Annotated in this window: 15 protein-coding genes; 10 read left to right on the top strand and 5 right to left on the bottom strand. The window is 63.4% G+C overall.

Annotated features, from left to right (window positions below):
* The first annotated feature begins 1 nt into the window (after position 1).
* The 4 genes from J4G38_RS15250 to J4G38_RS15235 all read left to right on the top strand — a co-directional run bounded on the left by J4G38_RS15250 (position 2) and on the right by J4G38_RS15235 (position 2969).
* Positions 2–598, top strand: coding sequence for a TetR/AcrR family transcriptional regulator (locus J4G38_RS15250; protein ID WP_210517790.1), 597 nt, complete (start codon positions 2–4; stop codon positions 596–598).
* A 75-nt stretch (positions 599–673) separates the two neighbouring features.
* Entirely contained in the window at positions 674–1603 is a 930-nt protein-coding gene (locus J4G38_RS15245; RefSeq protein WP_210517789.1) for an alpha/beta hydrolase family protein, read from the top strand.
* Between the two features lie 28 nt (positions 1604–1631).
* Positions 1632–2561, top strand: coding sequence for an alpha/beta fold hydrolase (locus J4G38_RS15240; protein ID WP_210517787.1), 930 nt, complete (start codon positions 1632–1634; stop codon positions 2559–2561).
* 111 nt (positions 2562–2672) lie between these two features.
* A complete protein-coding gene (locus J4G38_RS15235; RefSeq protein WP_210517785.1) occupies positions 2673–2969 on the top strand; it encodes a putative quinol monooxygenase in 297 nt (98 codons plus the stop codon).
* Between the two features lie 111 nt (positions 2970–3080).
* Here the strand turns inward: J4G38_RS15235 and J4G38_RS15230 are convergent, their stop codons facing one another.
* The 3 genes from J4G38_RS15230 to J4G38_RS15220 all read right to left on the bottom strand — a co-directional run bounded on the left by J4G38_RS15230 (position 3081) and on the right by J4G38_RS15220 (position 9498).
* Positions 3081–3530 carry a QcrA and Rieske domain-containing protein gene (locus J4G38_RS15230; RefSeq protein WP_210517783.1) on the bottom strand — a complete coding sequence of 150 codons (450 nt, stop codon included), beginning with the start codon at positions 3528–3530 and terminating at the stop codon, positions 3081–3083.
* A gap of 148 nt (positions 3531–3678) precedes the next feature.
* Positions 3679–4881 (bottom strand): efflux RND transporter periplasmic adaptor subunit, encoded by a 1203-nt coding sequence (locus J4G38_RS15225; RefSeq protein ID WP_210517781.1) that lies wholly within the window; start codon positions 4879–4881, stop codon positions 3679–3681.
* Between the two features lie 168 nt (positions 4882–5049).
* Positions 5050–9498: a CusA/CzcA family heavy metal efflux RND transporter gene (locus J4G38_RS15220; protein WP_210517779.1), complete on the bottom strand. Its 4449-nt coding sequence runs from the start codon at positions 9496–9498 to the stop codon at positions 5050–5052.
* Between the two features lie 242 nt (positions 9499–9740).
* Between J4G38_RS15220 and J4G38_RS15215 the strand changes: the two genes are divergently transcribed.
* Both J4G38_RS15215 and J4G38_RS15210 read left to right on the top strand, forming a co-directional pair.
* On the top strand, positions 9741–10406 hold the full coding sequence (locus J4G38_RS15215; protein ID WP_210517777.1) for a response regulator transcription factor: 666 nt from the start codon (positions 9741–9743) through the stop codon (positions 10404–10406).
* Positions 10407–10588: 182 nt separating this feature from the next.
* The gene (locus tag J4G38_RS15210; RefSeq protein ID WP_210517774.1) at positions 10589–11965 is read left to right on the top strand and encodes a sensor histidine kinase; all 1377 of its coding nucleotides are present in this window, start codon (positions 10589–10591) and stop codon (positions 11963–11965) included.
* Between the two features lie 14 nt (positions 11966–11979).
* Here the strand turns inward: J4G38_RS15210 and J4G38_RS15205 are convergent, their stop codons facing one another.
* Positions 11980–13005, bottom strand: coding sequence for a J domain-containing protein (locus J4G38_RS15205; protein WP_210517772.1), 1026 nt, complete (start codon positions 13003–13005; stop codon positions 11980–11982).
* Between the two features lie 138 nt (positions 13006–13143).
* Entirely contained in the window at positions 13144–14046 is a 903-nt protein-coding gene (locus J4G38_RS15200) for a histone deacetylase family protein (RefSeq protein ID WP_210517770.1), read from the bottom strand.
* An 803-nt stretch (positions 14047–14849) separates the two neighbouring features.
* Between J4G38_RS15200 and J4G38_RS28705 the strand changes: the two genes are divergently transcribed.
* The 4 genes from J4G38_RS28705 (at position 14850) to J4G38_RS15185 (ending at position 20442) form a co-directional block, all read left to right on the top strand.
* On the top strand, positions 14850–14975 hold the full coding sequence (locus J4G38_RS28705) for a hypothetical protein (RefSeq protein ID WP_262906100.1): 126 nt from the start codon (positions 14850–14852) through the stop codon (positions 14973–14975).
* 24 nt (positions 14976–14999) lie between these two features.
* Entirely contained in the window at positions 15000–16373 is a 1374-nt protein-coding gene (locus tag J4G38_RS15195) for a TROVE domain-containing protein (RefSeq protein ID WP_226163447.1), read from the top strand.
* Between the two features lie 1053 nt (positions 16374–17426).
* Positions 17427–18716, top strand: a complete 1290-nt coding sequence (locus tag J4G38_RS15190; RefSeq protein ID WP_210517768.1) for a PcfJ domain-containing protein — start codon at positions 17427–17429, stop codon at positions 18714–18716.
* A 325-nt stretch (positions 18717–19041) separates the two neighbouring features.
* Complete coding sequence (locus J4G38_RS15185; RefSeq protein ID WP_210517766.1) at positions 19042–20442, top strand: RtcB family protein; 1401 nt, start codon at positions 19042–19044, stop codon at positions 20440–20442.
* Positions 20443–20811 lie beyond the last annotated feature (369 nt).

Here is a 20811-nt window from a genome sequence, read left to right as displayed (position 1 = left end):
TATGCCGACCCAAGTTACTCCTTCTGCTTTCATTCCCGATACCCGCACGCGCATCCTCGACTTGGCGGAAGCTTTGCTGCTGGAGCGTGGTTTCAATGCCTTCAGCTACCAGCACCTGGCCAAAGAGCTGGGCGTGAAGCCGGCGGCCATTCACTACCATTACCCCAGCAAGGACGACCTGGGCACGGCCCTGGTGGCCCGGCAGCTGCGCCGCCTGCGCAAGTGGCGCGACCTGCCCCGCGTGGCCGACCTGCCGCCGGCCCGGCAGCTCGAAGCCCTGCTGGCCGTGTACGACGAACACCTCGGCCACGACCGCCGCGTGTGCCTGTTCGGGGCCCTGGCGGCCGATTTTCGGACCCTGCCCGCGCCCATGCAGGCCGAATTACGAACCTTCAACCGCGAGCTGACCGAGTGGCTGGCGCAGGTGCTGGCCGTGGGCCGGGCCACGGGCACCCTGCGCTTCGTGGGTAGCCCGGCGGCCAAGGCGACGCAGGTGCTCACCACGCTGGCGGGTGCGCTGCAAGTGGCGCGGGTGCACGACGAAACGCCGTTTCAAGTGATAATGGGCCAGCTGCGGTTGGAGCTGTTGGTCGGGTAGATGCTCACCGGGCCCCGAGCGGCTCCGGGCCCATCTGCGACGCTGTTTCTTGCTGTTATTTAATCGATAAGCCTCATGTCCAGCTCACTGCCGCCCGTTGCCGTTGCTATTGCCGGCCCGGAACCCGAAGCGCATACCATTCCGGCCCGCGACGGGTTGCCATTGGGGGCGCTGCTGTTTCTGCCGCCCAATGGGCAAGGGCCCCTCGCGGCCGTGCAGCTCAACCCCGCCACGGGGGCCAAGCGGCGGTACTACGAGCCTTTTGCCGCGTACCTGGCCGCGCAGGGTTTCGCGGTGTGCCTCTGGGACTACCGCGGAGCCGCGCACTCGCGGCCGGTGCCGCTGGCCCAGGCCCCGTACCGGTTCGCCGACTACGGCACGCTCGACATGCCGGCCGTGCTCGATTGGCTGGAAGCGCGGTTCCCTGGCCGGCCGCTGCTGGTGCTGGGCCACAGCGTGGGAGCCCAGCAGGTGGGCCTGATGCCGAACGCGAACAAGCTGGCCGGGCTGGTGGCCGTGGGGACGGGGGTGGGCTACTGGAACTACATGCCCCTGGGCTACCGCCTCAAAACACACTTTTTCTTCCGTATTTTCAGTCCTCTGAGTCATGCGCTGCTGGGCTACAATGCCGGCGGGCGGTGGGGCATCATGGAAGACCTGCCGCGGGGCGTGGTGCAGGACTGGCGGGCCTGGTGCAGCGTGCCCGACTACTACTTCGACCCGCGCTTTGCCGCGCAGCTGCCCCCGCACCACTACCAGGACCTGCGGTTTCCGGTGAGCGTGTACTGGGCCACCGACGACCCCATTGCCAGCGCCCGCTCGGTGCCGCGCTTCTGGCAGCACGTGCGCAGCGCGGCCGGCATTGAGCTGCATCGCCTCGTGCCGGCCGAGCTGGGCGTGCGGGGCATTGGGCACTTTGGGTTTTTCCGGCGCGGGCTGCGCGCCCCACTCTGGCCGCGCCTCCTCGCCGACCTCACCCAAATGGCCGAAGCCGCCGCGTCGTAAATCGTTGCCTCATCAACCTGCCGCTGCCATGCTCAATACTTATTCGCCCGCCCACGACTTCTTTCGCGCCGCCGCGCCGCCCGCGCTCGCCACGCCGAAAATTCGCTACCCGTCGCCGCCGCCCGGCCTGCGCTGGCTGCGCTGGCAGCTGAAACTGCTGTGGGCCGTGGCGCCTAATGTGGCGTTTCGGCAGGCGTGGCGGCTGTTTTGCACGCCGCGCCGGCTGCCGGTGAAAGACTGGGAAGCCCCGGCGCTGGCCAAAGCCCGGCGCCGCACCGTGACCTACGAAACCGGCCCCGTGGCCGTGTACGAGTGGGGCCCGGCCACCGCGCCCGCCGTGGTGCTGGTGCACGGCTGGGAGCACCGGGCCAGCTTCTGGCGGGCCTGGGTGCGGCCGTTGCTGGCGGCCGGCTACCGCGTGGTGGCCCTGGATGGGCCCGCGCACGGCGCCTCGGGTGGGCGGGCAGCCACGCTCACGGGCTTTGGCGGGGCGGTGCAGGCGGTGGTGGATACGGTGGGGGAGGTGCGCGCCATCGTGGCCCACTCGTTTGGGGCGGCCTCGGTGGCGGGGCTGCCGGTGCGGCCGCCCGCCGGCGCGCCCCTGCCGCGCCTGGTGCTGCTGAGTGCCCCGGTGAGCCCCCGCGCCGTGGCCGAGCGCTTCGCCAATTTCCTGTATCTGTCGAATGATTTGGTGGAGCGGTTTGTCGGCCACATCCAGCAGCTAACCGGCCGCTCCGCCGATTCATTTGCTGCCGCGGCCGCCGGGCCGTCCATCGGGGCCGGGCAGGTGCTGGTGGTGCACGACGAAGGCGATGAAATCGTACCCTTTGCCGAAGGCAGGCAGATTGTGGCCGCCTGGCCCGGCGCGGTGCTGCACGCCACGCGCGGCCTGGGCCACAACCGCATTCTGCGCGATGCGGAAGTGGTGCAGGCCGCGGTGGCGTTTATCACCAACTAAGCAGGCGGGGCCAATTGCCCGAATCTTTTGCCTCGCAATAGCGGTGCTGCCAAGCCAAACTGCCGGCGCTTTGGTTACGTAAGGAAAGCTCATCTTTAATTTCTTTTCCTCATGGTAAAAGTTGCCCTGTTGGTCCGCCTCGAAGTGAAGCCCGGCCACGAACAAACCGTCGCCGATTTTCTGGCCGGTGCCCTGCCCCTCGCGGAGGCGGAGCCCGCCACCACCACCTGGTACGCCCTGCGGCTGGGCCCGTCCACATTCGGCATCTTCGATACTTTTCCCGATGAAGCCGGCCGCAAAGCTCACCTCGCCGGCCAGATAGCTGCCGCCCTGGGCACCCACGCCGACCTGTGGGCCAGCCCGCCCCACATCGAAATGGTGGACATTCTGGCCTCGAAAGGCGCGTAGCCTTGCCACTCAGCCATAAAAAAGCCGCCCTGCGTTATTTGCAGGGCGGCTTTTTTATGTTCTCATCATCGGCTGGCGCTGTGGGCCGGCTGAACAAAAAACCGGGCCGCTTCAGCCGGTGATGTGCAGGCTGGTGCCGGTTTGCACCACGGTGTACTGCTTGAGGGCGCGGGGCGAGGGGCCGCTGAGCACGGTGCCGGTCAGGTCGAAAATGGCGTTGTGGTTGGGGCACACGAAGCGGCCCTGACCCTGGGTGAAGTACACGCTGGTGCCCTCGTGCGGGCAGGGGGCTTGCAGGGCCACGTAGGTGCCGGCCGTGGTTTTGGCCACTATCACGTCGCGCGTGGGGCTGTAGATGTAGCCGGTGGCCGCGTTGTTGAGCGGGGCGCTGGTGGCCGCCGTCAGGTCCACGGTGAAGTCGACGCCGGAGGCGCCGGGCACGGGGTCGCTGCTTTTGCTGCTGCCGCAGCCGCCCAGGCACGCCGAGGCCACCAGTGCCGTGGCTCCCAGCCCAAAAAGCTGCAGGAACTCTTTGCGGTTCATTTCTGCGGAATTTGCCATAATTGGAAGATGAATTAGTGGAAAATAAAGGCTTATTGGCTGTCCTAACGTCAAAGAACCAGGCATTTGATGGAGTCTGAATGAATAGTCGGCCAATGCGCTACGGGCGGCGACTGCTACTGAATCAGAATCGGCGGATTGCCAGCGGCTATTCGTCGCCGCCCTGGCCTTTGCCGCGCTCGGCGTCGAGGAAATAAGCGCCTTGCCGCACCAGGCGGGTGGTATCGGGAATGGGTTCGAGTGGCGTCACGGCCACGTCGTGGTGGGCGCTGGGGCCGGGGCGCACTTTCACGCGCCGAAAGGTGGCATTGCTGTCGGTGGCGGCGGTTTGCACGTAGGCGTAGCTCAGCTCGCCGGCCTGGATGATGGCGGTTTCGGGCAGGGTGCGCACGCGGGCGCCGGCCGTCTGGATGCGGGCGGCCACGTACTGGCCGGGCAGCAGGTTGTCGCCTTCTTTACCGTCGAGGTGGGCGTGCACGGCCACGGTGTGGGCCCCGTCGTCGAACGCCTTGCCCACCAGAAACACGCGGGCGTGCAGCACCTCGCCCGCCGCCGCGCCCCGGCTGGGCACCGAAAACAGGATGGGCTGGCCGATTTTCACGCGGGAAATGTCGCGCTCGAACACCTTGAGCTGGAGGTGCAAATCGGACCGGTCCACAATCTCAATGAGCACGTCCGAGGGGTTCACAAACTGGCCGGGGTTGATGCTCACCGTTTTCACGTAGCCGCCCAGGGGAGTAATTAAGTTGACGGTGGGCTGAATATGGCCCGTAGCGGCCAGGCGCGAGGCCGAAATATTGAGCTGGGCCAGCTGCGCGGCGAGGCTGCGCTGGGCGGCCTGCTCGGTGGCGTAGTCGGCCTGGGCCTGCTGGAGCTTGCGCTTGGCGCCCACGTCTTCCACGTCGAGAACGCGCTGGCGCTCCAGGTCCTGGGCCAGAAACTGGCTGCGGGCGCGGCTTTGCAGGTAGTCCTGCTGGAGTTTGAGGTAGTCGGGATGGCGCAGCACGGCCACCACCGCGCCTTTTTGCACAAACTGGCCGGGGAGCACCTGCACCGCCTGCACGTAGCCGCCCAGCACCGCCGAAATCGACACCATGTTCTGGGGCGGCACGTCAATCATGCCATTGGCCAGCACTTCGGAGGCCATGTTCTGGCGCGTGAAGCCGCCCAGCGCGATGCCCGCCGCCTGTACCTGCGCCTTCGACACGGTAATCTGGTCGGGGTTGGTGGGTTGGGCAGGTTTGGCGGGGGCTTTGGTGTCCTCGGTTTTGGCGGCGGAATCGCCCTTGCAGCCGGAAAGCAGGCTGGTGGCGGTGAGCAGCAGGGATAAGTAAGCAGGAAACCGTTTCATATGGAAAAGCGCCGGAGCGCGGGGAGGCTTGGGGAGGAATGTTAGAACGTCATGCAGAGCGCAGCGAAGCATCTCGCGTGGGGTAGTAATCCAATCGATTGAGTTGCTACCCCACGCGAGATGCTTCGCTGCGCTCTGCATGACGGGCGGTAGTCATTGATTTCACCATCAATCAGCGCCATTGAGGCTTTGCAGGGCAATGACGTACTCGTTGTATTGCCGCACCTGGTCCAGGTAGGCTTGCTGAATCTGCCAGGCGGGGTCGGTGTTCACCACGTAGGTCACGTAGTCGATGTCGCCGGCGCGGAAGCTTTTTTCGGCCGTGGTGAGGATGAGGCGGGCCTGAGGCAGGGCGTCGCGCTCGTAGTAATCGAGGGAGGCGCGGGCGCGGCGCAGCTGCTGGCGCAGGCCGCTCAGCTGGCCCGTGAGCTGGGTGGTGGCGTAGGTCAGCTGGTTGTCGGCCACCTGCTCGCCGATGCGGGCGGCGGCGATGCGGGCTTTTTGGGCCCCGCCCAGCAGCGGCACCGAAAGGCCCGCCTGCGCCACCTGGAAGTTGTTTTCCTTATTGATGCTCTGGTTGAAATAGCCCACGCGCACATCGGGCAGGCGGCGTAATTGCTCCACTTGGGTCTGGCGCTGGCTCTGGGCAATCTGCTGGCGCAGCAGGCCCAGCGTGGGGTTGGTGTCGGGCGACAGGCTGGCGGTATCAGCCGGGGCCAGCTGGGCCACCGCGTTTTCGGTGGTGTCAACTTTAATCGCGGCGCCGCCCAGCAAAAACGCCAGCTGCTGCTGCTGCACGGCCAAGTCGGTGAGCGTGGTGGCCAGCCGGTTTTGGAGCTCGCGGGAGCGCGCCTCGGCCGAAACCTGCTCCAGGCGGTTGGTTTCGCCCACCTGGTAGCGGATACGGGCCGCCCGGGCGTAGCGGCGGTACAGGCTGTCCTGCTGCCGCAGCAGCGCCACGCGGCGGTAGGTCAGCAGCACCTGGTAGTAGCTGTTGCGGATGTTCTGGCTGAGCTCGCGGCGCTGCACGCGGCCCCGCTGCTCGGCCGTCAGCACCTGGCTTTCGAGCAGGCGGCGCTGGGCGGCGTACACGTTAGGCAGGGCCGTTTGCTGGATGATGGTGAAGCTGTGGTCGGTGAGCGGGCCCGAAATCTGGCCGCGCTGGTAGTCCAGCACGGTGCGCGGAATGTCGTAGCCGGTGCGCGTGAGGGCCCGCTGCTGCTGTACCTGCAAGTTGGACGACTGCACTGACAGGTTCTGCCGCAGGCCGGTTTGCAAGGCCTGCGCCAGGGTGAGCGGGCCCGTGGCGGGCGGCGTAGTTTGGGCGTGGCTGATTAGCGGTAATGTCAGCAATAGGAGGACCAGGGCCGTTCGGCCGTTCGCCTCACGGGACCCCTTGGGGGCCAGCCCCATCTCCCGTGGAGAGGGGGAGCCTGACGTTTGCAGAGCTGGTTTTTCGGTTGGGGCTGAGGCGTCTTTGGGCTCTTCCTTCTCCTGCGGTTCGTGGTTCGGAGCGTCTTCGTCATCCTTCGTGAAGAAGCTGTAGAGCACGGGCAGGACCAGCAGCGTGAGCAGCGTGGCTGAAATCAGCCCGCCGATGACGACCGTGGCCAGTGGTTTCTGCACCTCTGCGCCGGCCGAGGTCGACAGCGCCATGGGCAGAAAGCCCAGCGAGGCCACCGAGGCGGTGAGCAGCACCGGCCGGAACCGCTCGGCCGTGGCGCGCATCACCCGCTCGCTCACCTTTTTTACGCCCTCGGCCGCCAGCTCGTTCAGGCTGGCCACCAGCACGATGCCGTTGAGTACCGCTACCCCAAACAAGGCGATGAAGCCCACGCCGGCCGAAATGCTGAACGGCATCCCGCGCAGCCACAGCGCCAGAATCCCGCCGATGGTGGCCAGCGGAATCCCCGTGAAAATCAGAGCCGCCTGCTTCACCGACTGAAACGACAGGTAGAGCAGCAGGAAGATGAGCGCCAGCGAGATAGGGACCACGATTTCGAGCCGGGCGGTGGCGCGCTGCAGGTTCTCAAACGCGCCGCCGTACTTGATGGTGTAGCCGGGCGGCAGCTTCACGCGGTTGAGCTTGCCCTGAATTTCCTGCACCAGGGTCTGCACGTCGCGGCCGCGCACGTTCACGCCGATGTTGATGCGGCGGCGGGCGTCGTCGCGCGAAATCTGGGCCGGGGCGTTGCGGTAGGCTACGGCGGCCACTTCTTCGAGCGGTATTTTCTGGCCGGTGGGCGTGTCCACGTACAGGTTGCGCAGGTCGCTGAGGCCCTGGCGGCGGGTGCTGTCGAGGCGTAGCACCAGGTCGTAGCGGCGCTCGCCCTCATACACTTGCCCGGCCACGTCGCCGGCAAAAGAGGAGCGGAGCAGAGCATTCAAATCCGAGATGCGCAGGCCGTATTGGGCCATTTTCTGGCGGTCGTAGGTGACGCGCAACTGCGGCAGGGCGGCAATCTGCTCCACTTTCAAATCGCCCACGCCGGCCAGCGGGCGAATGAGGGCCGCCGCCTGGTTGGCTTTCTCGAACAGCACGTCCAAATCGTCGCCGTAAATCTTGATGCTGATGTCGGACTTCGCGCCCGAAATCAGCTCGTTAAACCGCATCTGGATGGGCTGTTGAAACTCCATATTCACGCCCGGCACGCCGGCCAGGGCCTTTTGCATCATATCGGCCAGCTCCACCCGCGAGTGCGCCGAGGTCCAGTCCTTCTGGTCTTTGAGGATGACCATCTGGTCGGAATCCTCGAACGACATGGGGTCGGTGGGGATTTCCGAAGTGCCGATTTTGCCCACAATCTGCACCACTTCCGGGAATTTCTTCATCAGAATCTGCTGCACTTTGGTGGTGGTGGCAATGCTCTGGCTCAGCGACGAGCCGGGCGCCAGCGTCACGTTCACGGCAAAGTCGCCCTCGTCGAGTTGCGGTATAAACTCGCCGCCCAGCGTTCGGAACAGGAAAAAAGCCCCCACCAGCAGCGCCACGGCCGCCGCCACCACGGCCCAGCGCATTCGCAGCGCGCCCTTGATGAGCGGGCTGTAGCCCCGGTACAGGAAGTTCATGATGCGGTTGGCCAGCGTGCCTTCCTCCTTGATGTCCTTGCGCAGCGCCCAGGCCGATACGGCCGGTACGTAGGTGAGGCACAATATCATAGCGCCCACAATGGCGAAGCTCACGGTGAGGGCCATGGGCCGGAACATCTTACCCTCGATGCCCGTGAGGGCCAGGATGGGAAAGTACACGATGAGGATGATGAACTGCCCGAACAGGGCTGAGCGCATCATGCGCGTAGCGGCGGTTTCGGCCACCTGGTCCATGGTTTCGCCCTCGGCCTGGGTGCGGAAATGCACGATGTGGAAAATCATGGCTTCCACGATAATCACGGCCCCGTCCACGATGAGGCCGAAATCCAACGCGCCCAGGCTCATCAGGTTAGCCGAGACGCCAAAGGTGCGCATCATGCCCAGCGCGAAGAGCATGCACAGCGGTATCATGCTGGCCACCACCAGCCCGGCGCGCCAGTTGCCGAGCAGCACCAGCAGCACCAGCAGCACGATAATGCCGCCCTCGATAAGGTTGTGCGTGACTGTCGCAATGGCCTTATCGATAAGCTTGGTGCGGTCCAGAAACGGCAGAATTTCCAGGCCGGCCGGCAGGGTTTTCTGGATTTCGACCACTCGCTGCTTCACGCTTTTGATGGTTTGCTCCGAGCTGGCACCCTTGAGCATGAGCACGATGCCGCCCACGGTTTCGCCGTGGCCGTTGCGCGTCATGGCCCCGTAGCGCACCGAGTGGCCGAAGCGCACGTCGGCCACGTCGCGCACCAGCAGCGGGGCGTTCTGGGCGGCTTGCTTGATGACGATGGTGCCGATGTCGGCCAGCGAAGTCACGCGGCCCTCGCCCCGGATAAAGTAGGTGTTGGGGCCGCGCTCCAGGTAGCTGCCGCCGGTGTTGGCGTTGTTGTCCTGCAGGGCCGCAAACAGCTCGGGCATGGTCACGCCGGCCGCATTCAGGCGGTCGGGGTTCACGCTCACCTCGTACTGGCGCACGTAGCCGCCGAAGCTGCTCACGTCTACTACGCCGGGCACGCCGGCCAGCTGCCGCTTGATGAGCCAGTCCTGCACGTCGCGCAGCTTCGAGAGCGGAAACTGCTGCTCGTAGCCCTTTTTTACCCGGATGCTGTACTGGAAAATCTCGCCCAGGCCGGTCGTAATCGGGGCCATCTGGGGCGTGCCGGCCCCGGCGCCGAGGTCGGCCTGCACGGTGGTCAGCTTCTCGGCCACCAGCTGCCGGGTGCGGTAGGTATCGATTTTGTCGTCGAACACCACGGTAATCACCGACAGCCCGAAGCGCGAGATGGACCGGATTTCGGTGACGCCGGGAATGGTGCGCAGCTGCAATTCGAGCGGCACGGTGAGGAGCTGCTCCACCTCCTGCGCCGCCAGAGCGGGGCTTTGGGTGATGACCTGCACCTGGTTGTTGGTGACGTCCGGGATGGCGTCGAGCGGCAGGTTCAGGGCCGAGTAGCCGCCCCAGCCGATGAGGGCCACCAGCATCAGCAGCACCAGCAGCTTGTTGTGGATGCTGGCAGCTATTATTTTAGAAAGCATTGGGTGCGGTACAGGTCGTTTGGGGGCGTGGGAAGCACATTGGCCCCCGGCCAGGGAGAATGCCCGAAACTAAGGAGAGGGCACGAATGCCGGATAATGTCGAGGCATAAACGCGCAAGCGCCTTAGTCAGCCCTTAAAGCCGCCTTAAGATTCACTTAAAATTCATGTTAGTGTCAAAAGCCCAGCATCTTCGTGCGCTTATTGCCGTTAGCCCGGCACCTGCTTTTTTCATCCACTCCGCATGCGCATTTTAATAGTTGAAGACGAGCCCGGCATTGCCCGCTTCCTGAAGCAAGGCCTGGAGGAGGAAGGCTTCGCGGTGGACGTGGCCGCTACCGGCCCGGCCGGCCTCGCCCAGGCCCAGGCCCAGCCCTACGACCTGCTGCTGGTGGACTGGATGCTGCCCGGCCTCACCGGCCTGGACGTGTGCCGCCAGCTGCGTGCCCAACAGGACCAGACGCCCCTCATCTTCCTCACGGCCAAGGATACCGTGCAGGACACCATCGCGGGCCTGCAGGCGGGGGCCAACGACTACATCAAAAAGCCCTTCCATTTCGAAGAGCTGCTGGAGCGCATCCGGGTGCAGCTGCGGCCGGCGGGCGGGCCCTCCGAACGGTTCACGCTCGGCCCCATCGTGCTGGATGTGAGCACCCACCAGGTGTATAAGGACGACGAAGAAATTGCCCTCACCCAGAAGGAGTTTGCGCTGCTGGAGTACCTGCTGCGCAACAAAGGCAAGGTGTGCCGCCGCCAGAGCATCATCGAAAACGTGTGGGATATTCACTTCGAATACAACACCGGCGTGATTGACGTGTACATGAATGCGCTGCGCAAAAAGTTAAAAATCACGAAGGATGACGAGTTTTTGCAGACCATTCGCGGCATTGGCTATGTTGCGCGGGACTAGGCGGTCTGTTTGGCAGACTACCGAGAACGTCATGCCGAGCGCAGCCGAAGCATCTCGCTCGCTTCGTTCAACGATTGAATCACTACCACACGCGAGATGCTTCGGCTGCGCTCAGCATGACGTTCTTTTACCTTCCCTCTTTCCCCTCTTTCCCCTCTTTCCCCTCTTTCCCCTCTTCCCCAATGCCCCTCACCTTCAAAAACCGCATTGCGCTGCACTACATGCTGGCCACGGCCGCGCTGGTAGCGGCCGTGTACCTGGTGGTGTTTGGCGTGGTGCAGCACCGCGTGTATAAAGACCTCGACGCCAACCTGCACTTCGAGGCAGCCAAGCACATGGGCGAGCTGGCCATTCGCGGCGGCGAAATTCACTTCGCCAACAAGGACGAGTGGCAGGAGCGGGAGCACCGCGAGGTGCAGGTCAACCCGGTGTTTATCCAAGTGAATGACTTGCGCGGCCAGCTCATGGACCGCTCGCCCAATCTGAAAACCGACCAGCTCGCCTTCACACCCGGCCAGGAGCAACCGCCGCTGAGCTCGGTGCTGCGCGGCCGGGCCATCCGGCAGGTGCAGGTGCCGGTGGTAGTTGGGCGCGCGCCGGTGGGCTACCTGCTGGCCGGCATCTCGTCGGAAGCCGCGCAGCACGTCCTCGACAGCCTGGAGATGGTGTTGCTGGGCTCGTTTCCCGTGGTGGTGCTGGTGCTGTTTGGCATTGCGCGCCTGCTGGCCGGGCGCAGCATCGCGCCCATCGCCCAGATTACGGCCACCACCAACCGCATCACCCGCAGCAACTTAGCCGAGCGCATTGCCCTGCCGCCGCGCCCCGACGAGCTGCATACGCTGGCCAGTGCCATCAACGGCCTGCTGCAGCGCATCGAGGAAGCCGTGGAACGCGAAAAGCAGTTCACCGCCGATGCCTCGCACGAGTTGCGCACGCCGCTGGCCGTGCTCAAGGGCACGCTGGAAGTGCTGGTGCGCAAGCCCCGCAGCGCCCCCGAGTACGTGGAAAGCATCGTGCGCGGCATCCACGAAATCGACCGCCTCACGCACCTCGTCGACCAGCTGCTGCTGCTGGCGCGCTTCGAAAACCACGCCAAGGGTCTGAATCGCCAGGAAATCACGGTGCTTAGCTGCGTGCACGACGTGCTCTACCGCCACCGCGCCGACATTAACGCCAAGCACATTCGCGTGGACGTGCAGGACGGCGACCTGCCGCCTATCGCGTCGGACCCATTTTTGGTCGACTTGATTCTGGACAACGTGCTGGCCAACGCGGTGAAGTATTCGCCGGCCAGCTCCACCATCACCGTCGGGCTGGCCGAAGCCAATTCCCGCCTGCGCTGCACCATCCGGGACCAGGGAATTGGCATTTGCCCCGAGGATTTGGACCGGATTTTCGACCCGCTCTACCGCTCCGACGCGCTGGCGCACAAGGATATCGGCGGCACCGGCCTGGGCCTGTCCATCGTAGCCAAAGCTGGCGCGCTGCTCAATATCGAGCTGGCCGTGGAGAGTGAGCTGGGGCGCGGCACCACGTTCACGCTGCTGTTTCCGGCGTAGCGCGGCGCACGTAATCAGATGCTTTCCAGGCCTTCGGCGGCCAGCTGGCGCAGCATGTCGCGCAGGCCATCTGGCTGGCCAAACAACCGGCCGATGTGGGCCACGTACTCGGCCTCGGCCCGCAGGTCGCGCTTGAGCTGGCGCAGTTCCAGCTCCTGCTTTTTGCCCGCGCCCGTGATGAAGCCGTTGGGGCCGTATTTCAGCTCGTTCATTTCCTGTTTCAGCTGGGTTTGCTGCTGCAGCAGGGCGCGGGTGTAGCGGGCCAGCACGTCATCGGCGGCCGTGTCGGCCGGGCCCGATTCGGCCAGCAATTGCAGCAGCGTATACAGGTCGTCGGCCTCGTATGCTTCCGTAATGCGCTGCATCTGGGCGGTTTTGTCGGCCTGCTTGTCGGGGTCACGCTCCAGGTCGGGGTGGTGGGTGCGGGCCAGTTGGCGGTAAATGGTTTTGGTGTTCGATTCGAGTTGTTTTTGGTCGAGTTGGGCCGCTTGCGCGGCGGCTTCCTGCAGGCGCTGGGCTTTGGTTTTGCGGCGGGCCTTGGCCGCGGCCGCCGCCTGCTCATGCGGTGGCAGACTCGGGTCGGGAACGTAAGTGGGCTGCGGTGTTGGAGTGCCGTCCGCGTCGCCTGCAGCTTTCGCCGCCGCATTCCGGCGCGCCTGGGCTGGCGCATACTTGCGAAAAATTGCCTCCTCATCCTCCCCAAACCGTTCTTCCAGGTTGCGCGCATTGCCCAGAATTACGCCCGTAATCTGCTGCTCCTCCAGGCGGCTGAAGTAGCTCAGCAGCAAGGCTTCTTCCAGCGGCGCATACAGCGCATGGCGGGCCGCCACCACGGCCGTGGCCGCCGGGCCCACCTGCTGCCAGTAGCGCCGCCGGGCTTCGGCCTGCTCGGCACGCAGGTCGCGCAGCCGCTCCCGCAGGTTCTCCACATCCAGAATAGCTTGCCGGAAGGCCTGCTGGGCGGTGGTACCCGTCGGCTTTTCATCGGTTCGAACAGGAACGGTAATGGGCGCGGGATGCGCGGAATCAGCTTTTCTCATTGGTCACAAAGGTAGGAACGCGCCATGGCGCGTTCGGCGTGCGCGTTCGGCGTGGCCCGTTCGGATATGAATATGACGGACCAGTTAGCGTAACGAAACCGCCGGTTGTTCAACAATTGAACGCGCCATGGCGCGTTCCTACGGCCACAATTCAAACGCCACCCGAAACGTATTGCAATGCGCATCCACGATGTCGGCCAGGCGCTCAGAATAGCCCCCGCCCATGCTTACCGCCACTGGCAGGCCCCGCGCCCGGCACAGGCCCAGCACCAATTCATCGCGCTGCCGACAGCCGGCCGGAGTGAGGGCCAGCTTGCCCAGTTTATCAGTCGCCAGCACGTCCACGCCGGCTTGGTAAAAAATGAAATCGGGCTGCACCCGCTCCACCAGCGGTTCCAGCGTTGAGGTAAGCTGCGCCAGATACTCCGCATCCCCCGTGCCCAGCGCCAGCGGAATATCCAAGTCCGACTGTTCCTTGCGCAACGGATAATTGGCTCCCGCGTGCATGGAAAACGTGAAAACGCGGGGCTCATCGCGGAAAATGCTGGCCGTGCCGTCGCCCTGGTGCACGTCCAAATCCACAATCAGAATTTGCTTTGCCAGCCCGTGCGCCAGCAAATGCGCGGCGGCAATGGCCTGGTCGTTCAGCACGCAAAACCCCTCGCCTCGGTTGGCAAATGCGTGGTGGGTGCCGCCTGCCAGGTTCATCCCAATGCCATCGCGCAGGGCCCGCAACGCCGATTGCACCGTGCCCGCGCTGCTGCTCAGCGAGCGCCGCACCAGCTGCGGGCTTTGCGGCAGCCCCAGGTTGCGCACTTCACGGGGCGTCAGCTGCAAGTCGCGCACTTTGTGCCAATACTCCGCGGTGTGGACCCGCAAAATATCCTCCTCCGCGCATAGCCCAGGCTCGTAGAAATCCTCCGGCATGGCAATGCCTTGCCACAATAGCTGCTCCCGAATCAGAGCGTATTTGGCGATGGGGAAGCGATGCCCGGCGGGCAGGTCGAGGGTGTAGTGGTCGGAAGTGGCGAGGCAGGGCATACGCCGCAGTTACTGGGAACTGGGGCTGGATGTTTTTGGAGAGGTGAATAGAGCGTCATGCAGAGCGCAGCGAAGCATGACGCTCTATTCACTTTATTCCCGACTTATATTCCGGTCAAAAATAATATTTATTAATTATTTTCAAAAATTAGTTGCGCAATTAAAATTAATATCCAACCTTTGTCGCACCAAAAGCAAACAATCATGTACCGCCACCTAACATTCACCAGCAACTCGGATAAGATGCAGCCAGCACGGCTGCTCCCGCTCGGTACGTTTGCCTGATTTCAGCCCCCGCTGAAACCCGACACCGCCCGAGCCCATAATGCTCGGGTTTTTTGTTGTTAGCCGGTTTATCAACCGCTTACCCATTCAATCCATGCACCCTATTTGCCCCAATTACCAGCCTGAGCCGACACAATTCCGGTCCGATTGCGGCCAGGATAAACGGTGCGCCCGTGCTTTTCTTCTTTGTTGAATGCGTCGATAATATCGGCGTAAATCACGCGAAATAGAAAAGCCCGGCCCGCAAAAGCCGGGCTTTTTCGTGCCATTAATTTCCAAATAAAAACGTGTTTTTATTTGCCAGGAAAAAGTGTGCCTAATTCAAATTGAATTTCGAATTATCGGTAATTAGAAATGATAATTCAATTCTAAAAGAACGTCATGCAAAGCGCAGCGAAGCATCTCGCATGCAATAGTAATTCAATCGTGCAACGATGCGAGCAAGATGCTTCGCTGCGCTCTGCATGACCACCACACGCAATTCAAATCCACATTTCACCTCCCTAAATTCCCCCACTATGCGCTTCAACTTCTTCTCCCGAAACAGCGCGCCCACCGTTAACCACGAGGGTGCTGCTGCCTTCACCCTCACGCCGAAGGTGGAACTGTACGCTGCCGTCGCCACGGCCGCGCTCAGCGACTAGTTCTACGAAACGGCCAATACCCGCTTGCAGCGTCTGCGGGAGTTGGTGGCCAAAAATGACCCCGTTTTCGTGGCGCAATTGGCGGTGTATGCCCGTGAAAGCCTGAATCTGCGCACCGTGCCCTTGGTGTTGTGCGTAGAACTGGCCCAGCTGCACCGAGGCGACAACCTCGTGAGCCGCCTGGTGGCCCGCGTGGTGCAGCGCCCCGATGAAATCACGGAATTGCTGGCTTTCTACGCCCTGGCCAACAGCCGCAGCGGCAACAAAGTCCTCAACCGCCTCTCCAAGCAGCTGCAAAAAGGCTTGGCGCTCAGCTTCAACCGTTTCGACGGCTACCAGCTGGCCAAGTACGACCGTGATGGCGCGGTGCGCCTGCGCGATGCCCTCTTCCTGGTGCACCCCAATGCCAAGGATGAGGCCCAGCAAGCCCTGTTCGACCAGCTGGTGCGCGGCGAGTTGCCCACGCCCTACACCTGGGAAACCGAGCTGTCGGCAGTAGGGCAGGGGACTTACGCCTGTGATGCGGACCGGCAAACGGCCGTCCGTCAGACGTGGGAAACGCTCATTATCAGCGGCAAGCTGGGCTACATGGCCTTGCTGCGCAACCTGCGCAACATCCTCGAAGCCAATGTGTCGGCGGCGGCGATGGAGCGGGTGTGTGATACCCTGGCCGACCGGTTTGCGGTGGCGCGCAGCAAGCAGCTGCCGTTCCGTTTCCTGGCCGCCTTCCGCGAGGTGAAAATCTTGCCCAGCGGCCATGTGGCGGGCGTGTTGGCGGCGCTGGAAACGGCCATTGCGCACAGCGCCGTGAACCTGCGCGGTTTCGGGCACGACACCCGCGTGGTGGTCGCCTGCGACGTGTCCAGCTCCATGCAAAAGGCCATTTCGCCGCGCAGCAAAGTGCTGCTCTACGACGTGAGCCTCGTGCTGGGGATGCTGCTCCAGAGCCGGTGCCAGAACGTCATCACCGGTATGTTCGGCGATACGTGGAAGCGCATCAGCCTGCCCCGTGGACCGGTGCTACGCAACGTGGAAGAGTTCTACCAGCGCGAAGGCGAAGTGGGCTACTCCACCAACGGCTACCTGGTAATCAAAGACTTGGTGCAGCGCCGCGAGGTGGTGGACAAGGTAATGATGTTCACCGACGTGCAGCTGTGGAACAGCACTGGCGACGGCGGCACCCTGGCCCAGGAATGGGCCGGGTACCGCCGTACCGTGGCCCCCAATGCCCGCCTCTACCTCTTCGACCTGGCCGGGCACGGCACCGTGCCGCTGGAACTGCGCCCCGAAACCGGCGTGGCCCTCATCGCCGGCTGGTCCGACAAAGTTTTCGACGTGCTGAATGCGCTGGATAACGGCGGCTCAGCGCTCACCGAAATCGAGAAAATTGACTTGTAAAACCTGCGGCCCGGCCGGGCAATAAAGCGGAACCCCCGGCCGCCCCAAACTACGCTGTGTGCCTTCGGACGAATACTAAAACCGTTTTTCTAACCGTTTAACCCCTAATTCTAACTGCCGAAATGAGGAAGACGGCTGCCCATTTGGGGCAGTCGCCGACCGGGACGGAGCCACCGCGTGGCCCGTCCCACCTCGGCGGAATCCGCTTGGTTCAGGTGCCGTAGGCGGGCGTTACTTCTGGTCGTTTTCGGTGCCTGTTTGGCACTGCGGGTTCGAGCCCCGGCCCGAAGCTTCGGCTTCAGGTGAAAAATATACGCCTACCGACTGTCGCCCTGAATTTTCGGATAAAAAATCAACTTGAAATACGTTTCCGGATGGGTGCCGTAGCCGGGCCTTTCTTCGCTCCAAATGAGGTGCGGTCGCGGGTTCGACTCCCGAAGTGCTGCCGCGAGGCAGGGCAAACGCGCATTGGTAGGGCCGTGCTAACTGGCCCGGCGACTGTTGCCCCAGCCGGAAACAAATGCTTGTATTGGGTGCCGTAGGTAGGTGATACTTCGGGAAGTAGTGCTGTAAAGTCCTGCGGGTTCGAATCCCGCCTCACAACGTCGCCGTTGCGAGTGGCGAAATTGGTAGACGCGCTATTCAATAGACACCGCCGCTTTTTGCCCCAATACATCCTAATCCAACCTCCGTCGGGTGTCGTAGCCCGGCCATACTTCGCACTTTTAATGCCCAGGTCGCGGGTTCGAATCCCGCCGAAAGTAGTCGTGAGGCCGTTTTCGTAGCTCAGTGGTAGAGCAGGACTAGAAGGCCGGGCGCTTGTTGCCCCGGCGGAGGAAGGAGTTGGGAAGGTGTCGTCGAGCAGTCTTACTTCGACTGTAAATCCCTGCTGACTGTTCAATTTTTAACCCTTGTCAACTTCATTATTCACCGCCATTTTACGGGCCTAAACCGTGTCTTTCTTATGCTTCAAGACTTCAGCTACCTCCGCCGCAATGAATCAGTCCATCGTTTTTCGCTGGCTGCGGGGCCTGGCCCTCGCGCCACTGCCGTATGTCCAACCGCAACAAACCCATCTCGGCCCACGCTGCCAGCACGCAGCGGGCCATAACCGTGCTGACCGGGCACATTAACTGGCGCAAATGGTCGCCAGTCCGGCAAATTGAGTTTCTGTTTTCCTTTGAATCTGCCCCGGATATTTACGCACAAATCGGCCTTAATAGTCCTTTAGGCCAGCTTTACCTGCATTGCGTGGATAACCGTTCCAAGCTGGAAGCCCGGCAGAGCAAAGCTTTCCTGCTGGCCCTGGCCGAGCGGCGCAGTACCCTGCTGGACCGCCCCGACCTGGCCGGGGCCCTCGGCGCGCTCTGCACCAACTACCCCAGCCGGCTGCGCGAGCTAGCGGACTGGACCCCGCACCGCAAAAACGTGCATGCCCAGCTCGAAAGCCTCGTGCGTCACCTTTTCGACCAGTACGGCGACGTGCCAGCCTGGGTGATTGGGGCCTGGACGGCTACCCGCACCGCCAACCTCGGCCTGAACCTGGCCGAGCTGACGATACACCTCGGGCGTGGCCGGTCGCTGCGCAGCTTTTCGGGCCTGCCCGTGCCGCTCACCAAGCGCCTGGAGCACGAAATGCGCCAGGCCCCCGCCAGCTGCACCGTGCTCGAAGCCTACCGCTACGCCCAACTGGCCGTGCGCGACGCGCTCGATTGGTTTGGGGTGGTGCTGGAGTCGCGCATGGGGCGCGGGGAGCTGGACCGGGGCGATGACTTCTGGCTGGGCGTGGTCGATTTTTTCCGCGCCGCGCCCATGGTCGACTACCGGCAGTTTGGCCCGGTGTGCGACTGGATTCACCAGAAGCGCCGTGTGGGCATCGGCCCCGAGCCGCCGCAACCCGGCTTCTCGCTGCGGGGCCGCACCATGGCCAGCGTGCTGGCGCACACCGCGGCCTGGCACCGCAGCCTGGCGCGGCTGCGTGGCCACACCAGCAGCACGCTGCCCTTCGAAACGGCCTGGGAAGGCCTGGCGGTGCCCGATTTCGCGGGCAGCGACGAGGGGCGGGTTCGCATCACCCAGCTCACCACTTTTGGTCAGCTGGTGGAGGAGGGCCGCACCCTGCAACACTGCGTGGCCTCCTACGTCGATTCGTGCCGGAAGGGCCGCTGCGGCATTTTTTCGCTCCGAATTGACTGCCGCCCGGTGGTCACGCTCGAAGTGAGTCCGGAGCGCCTTGTGGTGCAAGCCCGGGGCCGCCACAACCGGTCCATGGCCGCCGACGAGCGGTTCTGGGTGAACCGCTGGCTGGGTGAAGCCCGGCTGGCGCTTTCAAAACACGTTTAACTTGTGCCTTTTTCTACCAAAGCCGAATGCCGTAGTCTCGCGCTACTTCGACCTGTCACGTCGGCCCCATGGGCCAATACGCGGGACGCTTGTTGCTCCGGTTTTTTGCTCATAAAACGGGCCGGTGCCGTAGCACTGCCATACTTCGCCACGAACGATGCGGTCGCCGGTTCGAACCCGGCTCGCTGGCAATTGCCGGCGGTAGCTCCGCTGGTTAGAGCACATTCAGGCGGTGTGGCTGTTGCCTGGCTCGTTTTATTTTTTCTTTTTCTCATCAACGGGTAGAGACGCAAATATGCGTCTCTACCCGTGCAACGACCATTTTATGGCCTCACAATTACGCGGCAACGACCTCCGAAACCTCGGTTTTCCCGAAGGCCGGGCCATCGGGCTCGCGCTGGCTCAATTGCAGCGCAAGCATCTCAAAAAACTTTCTCAAACTGACCAGTTGGCTTTGCTAGGTCAACTCATCGCCAATCCCAACGACTACCTCACGCACCTCGACTGGAGCCATACGGCGGCGGCTTTACTGCCGCCGCCCAACCGCCACATCAGTCTGGTGGAGCGCAAGGACTACGCCGTGTTCGGGGCCGAGCACATCGAGCAAGGCGCCATTCACCAGATGGAAATTGCCATGAAGCTGCCCGTGACCGTGGCCGGCGCGCTCATGCCCGATGCCCACCACGGCTACGGCCTGCCCATCGGCGGCGTGCTGGCGACGGACAACGCGGTGATTCCCTACGCCGTGGGCGTGGACATTGGCTGCCGCATGGCTTTGTCGGTATTCGATTTGCCTGCTAAATTCCTCACCCAGCGCACCCAGCAGCTACGCAGCATCCTGCTCGATAACACCCGTTTCGGCAGCGGCCGCGGCTTCGAGCGAGGCCAGCGAATGGACCATGCTGTGCTTGATAGTGAGGAATTTCGCACCATTCCCTTCCTGAAAAACAAGCTCGATAAAGCCGCCGAACAGGTGGGGACATCCGGTTCCGGCAACCACTTTGTGGAGTTCGGCATTGTCGAAATCACGGAGACAGAAAACGAGTTGGGCGTGCCCGTGGGCCAGTATTTGGGCGTGCTTTCACACTCCGGCTCGCGGGGCCTGGGCGCGGGCATTGCCGAGCGCTACACCAAGCTGGCGAAGGACGTGTGCCACCTGCCCAGCGATGCCCAGCACCTCGCCTGGCTCGGCCTCGACACCGAAGCCGGCCAGGAATACTGGGCCGCCATGACCCTGGCTGGCAACTACGCCTCAGCCTGCCACGAGCAGATTCACCGCCGTCTGGCCAAAGCCCTCGGCGAAAAGCCCCTGGCGAAAGTGGAAAACCACCACAACTTCGCCTGGAAAGAGCGGCTGGCCGATGGCCGCGAGGTCATCACGCACCGCAAGGGCGCGACGCCGGCCGGGGCGGGTGTGCTCGGCATCATCCCCGGCTCGATGACGGCCCCCGGCTTCATTGTGCGCGGAAAAGGGTCGGCGGCATCGTTGGCTTCGGCTTCACACGGGGCCGGCCGGCTCATGTCGCGCACCCGCGCCAAGGCCGAGCTGGGCGAAGCGCAGGTGCGCAAGCACCTCGCCGAGCACGGCATCGAGCTAATCGGGGGCGGGCTCGACGAAGCACCGATGGCCTACAAAGACATCCACACCGTGATGGCCAGCCAGCACGATTTGGTGGACGTCCTCGGCTCCTTCACCCCCAAAATCGTGCGGATGGACGGGGCCTGAAAACCCGCCACCCGGCAATCCAACTGCCCGGTATTCAGCGTATATGAAGCAGTGTCTCCACAGGGGACAGTTGTTTTCATAGCTCGGAAAGCCTCTCACCGCTGGTGGGAGGTTTTTTATTGCAGTAAAAAGCCCCGGCGAATTTCGTCGGGGCTTTTTGCTTTTCAGCCTGAAAGATATTTCAAGTAGCTTACTGCACCACCAGGCGCTTGGCGACGAGGCCGGCCTGGGTGTGGGCCAGCACGGAGTAGACGCCGGGGGCCAGCGCGGCCAGGGGCAGCTCCAGCACGTCGGTTGCGCCGGCGGGCAGCGTGCGCGTGAGCACCACGCGGCCCAGGTTGTCAAGCACCGAAACGCCCGTGGCCCGGT

The organism is Hymenobacter terricola, assembly GCF_017921975.2.
In the GTDB taxonomy this organism is placed as follows: domain Bacteria; phylum Bacteroidota; class Bacteroidia; order Cytophagales; family Hymenobacteraceae; genus Hymenobacter; species Hymenobacter terricola.
This window is presented reverse-complemented; position numbering and strand designations above follow the sequence as displayed.